The following is an 11510-nucleotide window of genomic DNA, read 5'->3' as shown; positions in this document are numbered from 1 at the left end:
GCCCGCCGGACCGATCGCCGGACCGGCCACCTGCGCCCCGCGCGACTGCCCGACCGGAGGGACAGAGGAGAGGGCCGCGCCGCGCCTATCCGATGCCCTGCCGGTCCGGGTGGAGGGCGAAGGCGCGGTCCGCGGCTTCCGGCACAGCCCGTTCCACGGCCTGGGTCAGCAGCGTGCGATGGCGGACCAACGGCTCCCGACGGTCCTCGGCGACGGCACCGAGGAGATCGTCGAGCCCGGCCAGCAGACGGCGGGTTACCTGAGGACTGGACACCGCGCACCCCCGGATCTCGGTGAAGGCGAGGTCGACCAACTCGGTCCAGCCCGGCACGGGTTGCACCAGCCGTACGGTGCCTCGCCGGTCCCGGTGCAACAGGGCTCCGAGCGGGCGCTGCGCCACCGAGGACAGGAACTGCACGATCCGGTCCATGGCCTGAACCGCCGTGGTGGGGTCGTTCACGGCCGGAGACAGGGCGCGCAACGCGATGTCCGACAACTGCCGCAGCCCGAACCCCAGATCCTGATGGAACGTCCGCTCGGCACCCACGTACACCTGGAAACTCAGCGCCCGCAGCCCCTTCGTGGCGGGCTCGCCGTGTACGGCGAACACCGGCGTACCCGGCACGACGAAGTCCCCGATCCGCGGGACGAGCCGCAGCACGACACCGTTCTGCCGCGCCATCCGGACGAGCCGCGCGATGTCGACGTCCCTCAGCACGCCCGCGCGGCCGTGATGGGCGACGCGGGCGGTCTCGGGACCGAGGTCGGAGTTCGGGCCGGTGCTGGGACCGGTGCCGACGGGCTCCTCCGCCGAGACATCGAGGGGCATGCTCGCGACAACCCGCAGCGCCTCCCTGGTGATCAGATCAACGACGTGCGCGACCCGCATCAGCCGCAGCGTCGAGTTCACGTACATCACGAACAGGACGACGCTCAGCCCCACCAGGATCAGTGTGAGGACGGACTGGACGAGCGGGATCGAGGCCACCAGCGCGGGATCGCGCTGACTGTCGTACGAGGTGAGGACGAGCAGGGACTGGACGAAGGTGGCCAGGAACACCGCGAAGGTGGCCTTGGTGATCCGGCTCCGCACGAAGATCCGTACGACGCGAGGGCTGAACTGCCCGGCGGCCATCTGTACGGCGACCAGCGAGATGCTGAAGACGACACCGATGAAGGTCATCATGGCCGCGCTGATCGTGGTGACCACGATCTTCGCGTCCTCGGCGATCCCCAGCAGATCACCGACGGCGTCCTCGTCGCCCGAGTCGCGCAGCGCGGTCAGGATCGCGTCGTCCGCCGCCGTCGCCGCGGACCACACCACGAACACCAGGAACAGAGCGGCGGTCGGAGCGAACCAGAACGTGTCCCGCAGATGCTCACGCCACGGCGACAAAGCCCGGTGCCGCCGCCTCCGCGGCAACCCGTCCGTAGTCTTCCAGTCACTCATGGTGAGACTGTAGGCGCACCCTCCGCACCTGTCGGGAACCCCCGCCGGGGCGAGGAAACGCAGGTGAAAGCCACTCCGAAAGCTTGGTATTGTTGTCCATGTCGCCACGGGGAACACCCCCGTCCAGGCGGCAGACACCTAGTCCGGGTGGCGGAATGGCAGACGCGCTAGCTTGAGGTGCTAGTGCCCTTTATCGGGCGTGGGGGTTCAAGTCCCCCCTCGGACACAACCAGGGACGTTCACGAGATCGTCCCGAAGCGTTCACGAATTACCGGTCGAGTCATGTGACTCACCGGTAATTCGTCGTTTCTGGGGCCTCGAGCCTCGTGATCGGCTCGATGAGGGGGTGAGGCGGTGGCGGTCCAGGTCCTGCGCCTCTCACCTGCGGAAACAAGACATGCCTGCGCGACGGCTGGTAGCCGTGGCGCAGGCATGTGGGGTTCTCAGGGGGCGGAGCGCGGTGGAGGTGCGTCACTCGCGTGGCGGAGGCTCGACTTGCTCGGTCGGAAGCGGTCGCGCCAGGGGCGGGCCGGAGGGCTCACCGGGTTGGGTGGCGGCGCTCTGCGTGCTGGCTTTGCGGGGCTGAATGCCCTGGTCGCGGAGGAACCGTCGGATGGCTCTGAGGTTCGCCACAAAGATGATGACGGCATTGAGCAGGGTCTGTGCGACGCGTCCGTGCGGCAGGCGGAGCTGGGGATTGTCGATGCTGTCGAGGGCGGACTTCTTGAGGTTGCCGTTGCCGCCCTCGTTCTGACTGCGCAGTCCGGACCAGGCTTCCTGCCACAGAGGGGTGAACAGGGGGTATTTCAACGTCCTCAGCCTGCTATTGCGCGAGGAACCCGCACAGGCCGCACTCCTTGACGACGTGTGCGAGGGCCCGCTGATCACAGTGACGGACCTGACCACAGAGGGGGTACTTCCCGTGCCCTCGGAGTCGGCCAAGCCGTTGAAGGCTGCATCGGACGCGGGAGCCGCACTGTTCGACCTGTGAGCGACGCAGTGGCCGACGGACTGCAGTCCAGCTGTTCGTCACCGCCTGAGTTGGCCGGCACACCGACGAGGTCTGCCAGGCGCGCGGGGCTCACCGTCGGCCCTGCCGAGTGCACGGGCCCTGCACGAGCGGGGTCGCCCAGGCGACGAGGTACTCGCCGGACAACTCGACACCGCGGTCCGGCACCGTCACCTCCGTGCTGCGGCCGCTGCCCCGTCGCCCTGGAAGGACTCTCCAGCCTGGTGGAAGGGGACCTCGTCTGGGACGGCGGCCGCATCGCCTTGAACACCGGCTAGTGCCTACCCGCGGCCATCGATACCGAAGAGCTGTGGGACGGGTAGGAGACCGAGAAATGGCTGCACGTCCCGAGCGCCGGGTTGCGTCCTGCCTACCGCGATATGGCGGACTCCAAGGCCACCCTCGACGACTGGGACCTCGCCCGCTTCCTGCGCATCGCGATCCAAGGCCACGGGGCGTTTCGCTGCTTCATGGAGCACTTCGCCAACGAGTGGTCCCAGGACGCCACAGCGGACTGCTGAGGCGTCACGCCGACACCCAGCAGCGGTCATGGGCGACGTGGAGTCGGTTGCGCTCCACGTCGCCCTTCGGCGAGTGTCCGGGGTCGTTATTCTCGTGGCCTACGGTGACGTGTCTACAGACCGAAGAACTCCGCCATGTCGGACTCGGCTTGGCGTAGATCTTCAGCGCTCTGCTCCTCGTCCTCTTCCCACGAAACGGACCGGAAGCCTTCGGCGTCCTCCCACTCGGACAGCCGGTCGTGATCTCGCTGGTCTTCGATCCCGTACTCCTCGCTGTACTCGCGCGCGCTGTACAGCAGCCGGAGGTCGGCGCCGGCAATCCGGAAGCCGGGAGGTTCCCCGTATAGGAACTTGTGCAGGGGACGCTCCGTCCTTACCTGGAGGGCGCCGAGGTAGCTGTCCGAGTGGCTGAGGAGTTCGTGATGGAGGTCGGTGAGATCCCCCTGGCGAATGCCTCGTACGCAGGCGAAGGCCATCTCCTTCGTCCTCAGCATGGTCCCCCAAGCGTCGATGGAATGGGATGACCAGACTTTCGGCGATCCTCCCAGCAGTTCTGCTGCGAGGTCGATCGGCGACATGCCATGGGAGGTCAGCGTGGACGTGGCGAGACTTTGTACACCGATGGTGATATCACGGCGTATCTCTGGCACTACACGCATGAGTTGGCGGAATGTCTCGCGCTCCAGCTGTCCCGGAACGAGTGAGTCCTCATCGAAGTGCAGAGCCGCGGAGACAGTGCCGTTCCCGCGACTGCTCGTCCCGCTGGGGAGCCCGTGCGAGGTGCTGGGTGACGTCGAGGCATTCACCGGGAAGTCGTCGGTGTCGAGGTGCTGAGTCATGGTCCCCTTGCTGTGCATCGTGTACTTCATGTACGCGCCGAATGAGGTTTGCGGTCGGCCGAAGACGTGGGCCGACACTCGAACGTTCTTCTCCGAAACGGACACGACCAGCCCGAAGCCTGCATACCGCGCGGGTTCGCTCTCCGCGGTGACGAGGTCATTGGTCGCCGTGCTGGTGGTCAGCCATGCAGGGTCGTACCTGATTGTGATCGCGCGGCCGTCAAGGGGGAACGAAAGGGTCGGATTGCCCGACCATGAGCCGTCCGGGCGCTGTTGCAACGTGCCACTCAAGGTGTTGTGGCTGCGCACAAAGGCGTCGAAGGTCACGTACATGCCGGGCCGGATGTCTGCGAGGCGCGCTGCATCCAGCGGGACCGCGCGTTCACGCCATGCTTCGAAGGCCGGGCGCAACTCTCCGACGAAGAAGCCGGGCGCGGCACCTTGTTGCCGGAAGGGTTTCTGGGGATCGAGTCCCGCTCTCTGGGCGACTTGCAGTACGGCGTGCCCGCTCAGGAGCATGGCCACACGGGGCATGTTTACATAGTCGATGTTGCTGTAGCTCATGCTCCATGGCTGCGCCGACTGGCGCATCACGGCCATCAGGGTCTCGTGGTCTCGCTTGATCTTGAGGAGATCCTCGGTGGTGAAAGCCTCCACTCCGCCTGCCTTGTCGATCTTGTCGTGGCAGGTTGGGCAGAGGTACATAAGGTTCGATACGGCGTTCCTGTCGGCAGTGGACATGTCGGCAGAGGCCCGTGGCCCGCGATCGCTGAGAGCCCGAATGTGCGCGGCCTGCGCTGTCGCCGTCCGGCCTGAGGTGCCCGGATCGAGCTCGCACCGACACAAGGAGCACATCCCGTTCGCTAACCGCCAGAGCTCTCTGCGAGTGCTGCCGCTTACTTCAGCTGCTCTACCCACGATTCCTCGTCTCGCTTGAGTGTGCCGTCAGTTGAAGTTCTCGCGATCCGGATGATCGTGTCCTCATTCCCACCGACGCCTGGACGTGACTCGGCACAAGCGAGATGCCAGACGCGGTCCTTCGCTGTCATGCCCGTTGCCGGTCTTTGGCGAGCTGCTGGTACGTGCCCCAGGCCCGAGAGTGAACCGGATGGTTGCCGTTCAGAACACGGCTCAGTCAGGTGGTCAGGCCTCCTGCCTTAGCTGCTGCCTGAGTTGCTGGAATGTGGACCAGGCGTGGGGGTCTGTTCCGTCGCCCAGCAGGTAGTGGAGGGCGGGTTCGGCCGGGTGGCCGAGCCGCTTGGGAACAGGGCCGAGGGGTGGGTGTTGGGCGTGGGCCAGGCCGATGCGCGCGGCCTCGTCGCGGCCGAGTGCGAACGTGACGGGGATGGGCGGGGCTTCGAGGTGCGGGGGAATGGTGAGGTCGCGGCGGGCGGCGCGGAGTGACGTGAGCAGGGTGACGAGACCGTGCTGGGCGTCGAGCGCGGCTGTGAGCTCCTCGATGGCGTCCAGAGGCGGTGCCTCGTCCCTGCCGTAACCGAGCGCGAGGGTGATGTCCTCCTCGACGCCCGCCGGTGTGCGGAGCACGCGCACCGTGGCGAGGGCGGGGCGGTCGGGGTGCCCGACGGCGATCAGCCAGGTCGGGCGGGGGGCACGTGCGCGGGCCAGGTCGGTCAACTCCCGGGTGGACCACGGGAGGTTGACCGGCTCGGCGGTGCTCCATCCCGCGGGCGGGGTGCCGGTCAGGTGCTGGAACGCGGTTTCGAGGGCGTGGCCGAGGGTGAGGTCCTCGTCGATGAGCTGGCGGGTTCTCAGGGTGAGGATCAGTTGGCGCTCACGGTTGTCGGGGGTGACGGTGAAGGCCTCGGCGACTCGGGTGGCGCCCTTCGCGTCGGGTATGGGGGTGAAGGTGCCGTGCTTCCAGTGGAGTACGGCGCCGGACAGGCCGTCGTAGTAGCCGTGCTCGGGGTCTTGGACGACCCAGCGGTTGGGCAGGCCGTGCAGGGCGGTGCGGGTGGGCAGGGTGAGGCGTGCTGTGGGCGGGGTGACGATCTGCAGGGCGCGGTCGGCGGCGGGCGCGGTGCGCAGGGCGTCTGAGAGCCAGCTGGTCATGGCGACGAGGGGGCGGTCCTGGATGACCACGGCCGTGGCGGCGGTGAGGACGTCCACGGCGGGGGTGCCCGTGGCGAGTACTGGGACGGCGGAGACGTCGGTGTCGAGGGGCACGACATCGGTGGTGGCGGCCTCTGGTGGCCAGACCGTGCCACCCAGCACGGTGGCCAGCCGTCCCGCGAAGGAGCCCGCGAGCCGCCCGGCCTCGGCGACAGCGGTGGAGGCGCGGGCCCCGGTCCACCACACCGGACTGTCCGGGAGGTCGGTGTCGGTGCCGAGGAGGCGAGTGGTTTCGCCGGGGACCTGGACCAGGATGGGGGCCTCAACGGAGACGAGAGGGCGGCCGTCGGGGGCGCAGAGCTGGATGACGGCGCCGTCGGCCAGGGTGTTCACGCCGAGGTCGGGGCCGCCTGCGTAGAGGCCGGCGAGGAGGGTGCGCAGGTCCGGCATCTTCGGGGTGAGGGCGATGACGTCCTTGGTCACTACTGTGCGGCCTCTTCGTCTGCTTCGGCTGTGAGGGCGGTCTGGATGAGCTGGTGATGGCGGCCGCGGCGGACCAGAGTGCCGCGGCCGGGCGGCTGGGCGGAGGCGTACAGGCCGGGGAAGAGCTGGCCCTCGGTGCGGTCGCCGGTCATGACGAGGGCGGTGGTGCCGGTCTCGCGCAGGGTGGTCAGCAGCGGCTCGTACAGGGCGCGGGAGGATCCGGCGACGCGGCGGGCGATGACGAAGTGCAGGCCGATGTCCTGGGCGGAGGAGACGTACGGCAGGAACGGGGCCAGGGGTTGTTGGCCCGCGGTGGTGAGGGTGTCGTAGTCGTCGACCAGGATCACGATCCGCGGTCCGGTGAAGGCGGGCTCCGCACTGAGCGCGTCGGGGTCGGCCGTCTCCGGCAGGCGTTTTTCCAGTTCGGTGGCGATGCCGGTGGCCAGCGCGGCGGCGAGTTTGGCGTTGTGGGCGTAGCCGCCGCGGTACGGCTCGGGGATCACGCCGCGCAGGCCCCGGCGTGGGTCGAAGACACCGAAGACCAGTTCCTTGTCCGAGTAGCGGGTGGTGAGTTGGGCGGCGATGAGCTTGAGCAGGTTGGTCTTGCCGCACTCGTTGTCGCCGAGGATCAGCAGATGCTGGTCGCTCCCGAACAGATCCAGCAGGGCGGGGGCGAGGGCGTCCTGGTCCACGCCGATCGGGGTGCGCCTGGGCTCGGCCGCCGGGGTGGGGAGTCTCGCCGCGGGCAGCTGCGTGGGGAGCACTCGGACGGGGGCGGCGACAACGCCGTGCCAGCCGGCGCGGATGGTGCGGGCGGTCCGCTCGAGAGCTGGAGTGAGGTCGCCCGTGCTGGGGTGGTGGTCGGTGCGGGGCAGGGCGACCTGGGCGAAGAGTTTGGCGTCGGTCAGCACTCGGCCGGGGGTGTCCGGCGAGAGGGTTTCGGACAGCTTGCGGTCGATGGACGAGTCGGCCGCATCGTTCAGGCGCAGCTCGACGCGCGTGCCGAACATCGACTGGGTGGCGATGCGGACGTCGTTCCAGCGCAGCATGCCGGCCACGATGTGGATGCCGTAGCCGCCGCCGCGCTTGAGGAGGTCGGCCACGGCGTCGTCGAGGTCGGCGAACTCGTCGCGCAGGGCCCCGAATCCGTCGATGAGCAGTACGACGTCGGTCGAGCCGAGCTCGGTCAGTCGGCCCTGGGCGCGCAGGTGGCGCAGCTGGTCGACGGAGTCGATGCCGCGCGCGCGGAAGAGCTCCTCGCGGGCGGTGAGCATGGTGCGGACCTCGGCGACGGTGCGGGCGGCGCGTTCGTGGTCGGCGCGCCCGGCGATGCCGCCGACGTGCGGCAGCCCGGCCAGCGCGGACAGCCCGCCGCCGACCAGGTCCAGGCCATAGACGGCGACGTCGTTGGGGGTGTGGGTGAGAGCCAGGGAGAGGGCGAGCGTGCGCAGCAGGGTGGTCTTGCCGGACTGAGGGCCGCCGATCACGGCGGTGTGGCCGCCCGCGACGGTCAGATCCAGCAGCCAGGGCTGCTGCCGCTGCTGGGCGGGGTCGTCCAGGACGCCGAGGGGGATGCGCATCGGGCCGTCGCGGTGGGCGAGTCGGAGACCTTCCGCGTCCGCTTGGAGGGGACCGGCCGCGGTGTCGAGGGTGACGGCGTCCGGCAGCGGCGGCAGCCAGATCCGGCGTACCGGCGAGGCGGCGGTGGCGAGTTGGTCGACCATCACGGACATCACGGTCGGCCCCGTCTCGCGCTTGGTGACGGCGGGTTCGTCTGCCGCGTCCGCCTGAGGCGTGTCGAGCGTGTTGAAGGTCAGGTACGGCCAGGCGAGTGGCTGGTCGTCCTGCTGCTCGCGCAGGGCCGGGCCGCGGTAGGCGCCGGAGACGTATCCCGCCTTGAAGCGTTCGTACGTGGAGGTGTCGACCTTCAGGTAGCCGAAGCCCGGCAGCGGCGGCAGGTGGAAGGCGTCCGTGGTGTCCAGCACGGTGCGGGACTCGTCGGCGGAGAAGGTGCGCAGGCCCAGCCGGTAGGAGAGGTAGGTGTCCAGGCCTTTGAGCTTGCCGCTCTCGATGCGCTGGCTGGACAGCAGCAGGTGGACGCCGATGGAGCGGCCGATGCGGCCGATGGACAGGAACAGGTCGATGAAGTCCGGCTTGGCGGTGATCAGTTCACCGAACTCGTCGATGACGACGAACAGGTGCGGCAGCGACTCCAGGTCCGGCCGCTCGGTGGCGCGCAGGGCGGCGTAGTGGCCGATGTCGGCGACGTTCCCGGCGTCCTTGAGGACCTGCTGGCGGCGCTTGACCTCGCCGGCGAGGCTGGAGTGGACGCGCTCGACGAGCCCGGCCTGGTTCTCCAGGTTCGTGATCACTCCGGCCACGTGCGGGAGGTCGGCGAACGGGGCGAAGGTGGCGCCGCCCTTGTAGTCGACCAGGACGAGCGACAGGTCCTCGGGGGAGTGGGTGGCGATGAGCGCGAGGACGAGGGTGCGCAGCAGCTCGCTCTTGCCGGAGCCGGTCGCGCCCACGCACAGGCCGTGCGGGCCCATGCCGAGTTCGGAGGACTCCTTGAGGTCCAGCAACACCGACTCGTGACGGTCCGTCAGCCCGATGGGTACGCGCAGGAACTCCCGCTCGCCACGGGGTGCCCAGAGCCGGGCCACATCCAGCGCGGCAGGGTCTTCGATGCCCAGCAGCGCGGGGAAGTCCACGGGCCCGGTCACGGGGGTGCCCTCGGCAGCCGACTCGGCGGAGAGCCGCAGCGGTGCCAGCAGGCGGGCCAGCCCTTCCGCACCGGTGATGCTCACGGCGTCCGAAGTGCCGCAGGCCAGCGGGCTGTCGGGCGTGCGCAGGTCCTCGACGGTGACCTGGTCCCCGTGGACGGTGATGCGGACGCTGACCTGGTCCGGCTCGTGGATCTGCTGCTCCAGCAGGTGCAGCATGGTGAGGCCCATGTCGGGCAGGCCGATGGCCGTGTCCGGGCGGGGAAGTTCGGTGGCCGTGTCGCCGTATGCATCGCTGACGACCAGGAGCCGGTCGGTCATGCGCAGTGCGTTCTTGCCGGACAGGCCCCGGCGGACTTCCGCAGCGTAGGAGGCGCGGCGCCGCAGATCTGGGCGCAGCAGTCGGCCCAGCGCGGGCAGGCCGGGCGCGATCCGGCGGGCGGCGACCGGCCCGTCCTGCTCGGCGGGATCGAGTACGTGGGGCAGCCACTTGGCCCACTCCCACGCATCGAGCCTCTCGCCGGGCACAGCGAGGGCGACGGCGACGTCGTCCGGCGCGTGCGTGATGGCGGTCTGGACGAGCAGGGCCCGTGCGACGCGCAGCACGCCCTCGCGGTCGCCGACGACGCTGACGTTCCCGGCCCGGTCCAGGGAGACGGTCAGGGGGAAGTCCGTCGCGGTGGTGAACCGGCGTTGCAGGGCGCGGGCCTCGTTGAGCATGAAGGGGTCCGGCGGGGTCAGGACGCCGCCGGTGTTCTGACCGATCAGCAGGTCCTGCACGGGGACGTCGCCGGCTCCCACGCGCACGCGCAGGAAGTCCGCGTCCAGGCGGCGTCGCTCCCACAGCCGGGCCGGGTCGCGCACCAGGTCGTACAGCGCCTCCGGCGGTGGGGCGAGCAGCCGGGCCTGGCGGCGCCGTTCCCGTTCGGCAGCGACGAGTTCCTCGCGCTGCTCTTCCAGGTATTCCAGGTAGCGCTCGCGCTGGGTGCGGCGGGTGCGTTGGGCCTTGCCCCGCTGGGAGAGGAACAGGGCAGCGGCGCCGAGCAGCGCGAAGACGAGCACGACGGCGCCGATGACGGCGAACTGGCTAGAGCGGATGACGGTCATCATCACAACCGAGCCCATCACGCCGGCCATGGGCAGCAGCGAGGTGGCCGCACTGCCGATCTTTCCCTCGGGCAGGTTGGGCGGCGCCTCGATGGTGTGCGGCTCGGCGGGGGTGAGCGGGCGGGTGGAGCGGGCGGGCCGGTGGATCAGTTGCTGGGTCATCGCACCCGTACCGCCCGCTGCATCGCCTCGGCCGCCAGCCGGACGGCGGCATCACGGGTGGCCTGACCGAGCAGGGCGGTGTGGATGGGGCCTCCTTGGGCCAGATGACGGTCGTAGGGGAGCAGGACAACAGGCACCCCGGGCTCGCGCAGGTGTGCGCTCGCCGCCTTCGCGTCGAGGGTGGCGTCCGGGGAGTGGGCGGTCAGCGCGACCACGGTGGTGGCCAGCGCGGAGTGCGGCAGCTGCGCGAGCCAGTCCAGGACGGTGCGGGTGCCGTTGACGCCCTCCGCGGTCATGGGGGCGACCACCACCCGGGCGTGCGCGGTGTCCATCGCGGTGCGCGCAACCTCGCCCGGCAGGGTCTCGCAGTCCACCACGGTCATGGCGAAGTAGCGGCGCAGCGCCAGCGTCACCGTGCGGTACGTGCGCATGTCCAGTGGCGCTCCGACCCGGCCCTGGCTCGCGGGCAGCAGCCAGCCGCCGTCCACTACGGGGACCAGGTAGCCGGTGACGTCGGTCAACTGCATGTCGGGGCTGAGGATGTGGGCGAGATCGGCGCAGGACCAGCGCACCGAGTCCGCGCCCATCCGCACTGGTAGCGTGCCCAGCGCGGCATCGGCCTCCAGGGTGAGCACCGGGTCGTGCCGGTAGTGGTTGAACGTCCGGCCGAGCAGCGCGGAGATGGTGGTCTTGCCCACCCCGCCCCGGATGGAGGTGACGGCGATGACACGTCCGGTGGTGACCGGCTGCTGCAACTCCTGGGCCAGCCGCGTCTGATCGGTGACCTGCTGCCCGGCGGACGCGGTGAGCTTGCGCAGCGCCCGCCCGGTGCGAGCGGCCGCCGAGTCCCCGTGCTGCGGGCTGCCCAGGGCCACCGCGAGCCGCGGGTCCACGGTGGGCACGGACTCCGGCGTCGGCACGGGCAGACGCGGATCCCGTACAGCCCTGGGCACGGGCGGGGTACTGGGGGCGGGGTCCTGCGCCGGGGCGCGGTGTTCCACGGGCGGTTCGGCGCGTACCAGCCGCAGCGCCGCACTCGGATCCGCTGCACGTACGCGGCTCCCGTCTGCCGCGGGGGCGGGGCTCTCGCCCAACTCCCGCAGCACCTCGCGCTGCCAGTCCCCTCCCTCAGCCATACCCGCGGCC

The 11510-nt window shown here is 70.0% G+C and carries 8 protein-coding genes and 1 tRNA gene; 3 read left to right on the top strand and 6 right to left on the bottom strand.

Going from position 1 to position 11510, the window contains the following annotated elements:
* Positions 1-85 precede the first annotated feature (85 nt).
* On the bottom strand, positions 86-1450 hold the full coding sequence (locus O3Q52_RS06620) for a DUF2254 domain-containing protein (protein ID WP_269647847.1): 1365 nt from the start codon (positions 1448-1450) through the stop codon (positions 86-88).
* Between the two features lie 141 nt (positions 1451-1591).
* Here O3Q52_RS06620 and O3Q52_RS06615 point away from each other — a divergent pair.
* Positions 1592-1676 (top strand) — tRNA-Leu (locus O3Q52_RS06615).
* A gap of 245 nt (positions 1677-1921) precedes the next feature.
* On the opposite strand, the gene O3Q52_RS06610 is transcribed toward O3Q52_RS06615, so the two are convergent.
* A complete protein-coding gene (locus O3Q52_RS06610; protein ID WP_269647846.1) occupies positions 1922-2260 on the bottom strand; it encodes a hypothetical protein in 339 nt (112 codons plus the stop codon).
* On the opposite strand from O3Q52_RS06610, the gene O3Q52_RS06605 reads away from it, so the two are divergent.
* Both O3Q52_RS06605 and O3Q52_RS06600 read left to right on the top strand, forming a co-directional pair.
* Positions 2241-2441 (top strand): hypothetical protein, encoded by a 201-nt coding sequence (locus O3Q52_RS06605; protein WP_269647845.1) that lies wholly within the window; start codon positions 2241-2243, stop codon positions 2439-2441. The two genes, O3Q52_RS06610 and O3Q52_RS06605, sit on opposite strands and share 20 nt — an antisense overlap.
* A gap of 398 nt (positions 2442-2839) precedes the next feature.
* The gene (locus O3Q52_RS06600; RefSeq protein WP_269647844.1) at positions 2840-2980 is read left to right on the top strand and encodes a hypothetical protein; all 141 of its coding nucleotides are present in this window, start codon (positions 2840-2842) and stop codon (positions 2978-2980) included.
* Positions 2981-3093: 113 nt separating this feature from the next.
* Here the strand turns inward: O3Q52_RS06600 and O3Q52_RS06595 are convergent, their stop codons facing one another.
* From O3Q52_RS06595 to O3Q52_RS06580, 4 genes are all read right to left on the bottom strand, one after another.
* A complete protein-coding gene (locus tag O3Q52_RS06595) occupies positions 3094-4674 on the bottom strand; it encodes an HNH endonuclease signature motif containing protein (protein WP_332112875.1) in 1581 nt (526 codons plus the stop codon).
* A 288-nt stretch (positions 4675-4962) separates the two neighbouring features.
* Entirely contained in the window at positions 4963-6372 is a 1410-nt protein-coding gene (locus tag O3Q52_RS06590) for a DUF6177 family protein (RefSeq protein WP_269647842.1), read from the bottom strand.
* Positions 6372-10364 carry a type VII secretion protein EccCa gene (gene eccCa, locus O3Q52_RS06585; protein ID WP_269647841.1) on the bottom strand — a complete coding sequence of 1331 codons (3993 nt, stop codon included), beginning with the start codon at positions 10362-10364 and terminating at the stop codon, positions 6372-6374. Before eccCa ends, O3Q52_RS06590 begins: the two co-directional genes overlap by 1 nt.
* The gene (locus O3Q52_RS06580; RefSeq protein ID WP_269647840.1) at positions 10361-11500 is read right to left on the bottom strand and encodes a hypothetical protein; all 1140 of its coding nucleotides are present in this window, start codon (positions 11498-11500) and stop codon (positions 10361-10363) included. Before O3Q52_RS06580 ends, eccCa begins: the two co-directional genes overlap by 4 nt.
* Positions 11501-11510 lie beyond the last annotated feature (10 nt).

This window comes from Streptomyces sp. ActVer (genome assembly GCF_027270795.1).
Taxonomy (GTDB): domain Bacteria; phylum Actinomycetota; class Actinomycetes; order Streptomycetales; family Streptomycetaceae; genus Streptomyces; species Streptomyces umbrinus_A.
Note: the sequence above shows the minus strand (reverse complement) of the source record. Positions and strands in the feature narration are given on the sequence as shown.

What these genes read in the sequence shown, in the direction of transcription:
- O3Q52_RS06620 (WP_269647847.1), bottom strand. Translation starts at nt 1,450, where the DNA reads ATGAGTGACTGGAAGACTACGGACGGGTTGCCGCGGAGGCGGCGGCAC.
- O3Q52_RS06600 (WP_269647844.1), top strand. Translation starts at nt 2,840, where the DNA reads ATGGCGGACTCCAAGGCCACCCTCGACGACTGGGACCTCGCCCGCTTC.
- O3Q52_RS06595 (WP_332112875.1), bottom strand. Translation starts at nt 4,674, where the DNA reads ATGTGCTCCTTGTGTCGGTGCGAGCTCGATCCGGGCACCTCAGGCCGG.
- eccCa (WP_269647841.1), bottom strand. Translation starts at nt 10,364, where the DNA reads ATGACCCAGCAACTGATCCACCGGCCCGCCCGCTCCACCCGCCCGCTC.
- O3Q52_RS06580 (WP_269647840.1), bottom strand. Translation starts at nt 11,500, where the DNA reads ATGGCTGAGGGAGGGGACTGGCAGCGCGAGGTGCTGCGGGAGTTGGGC.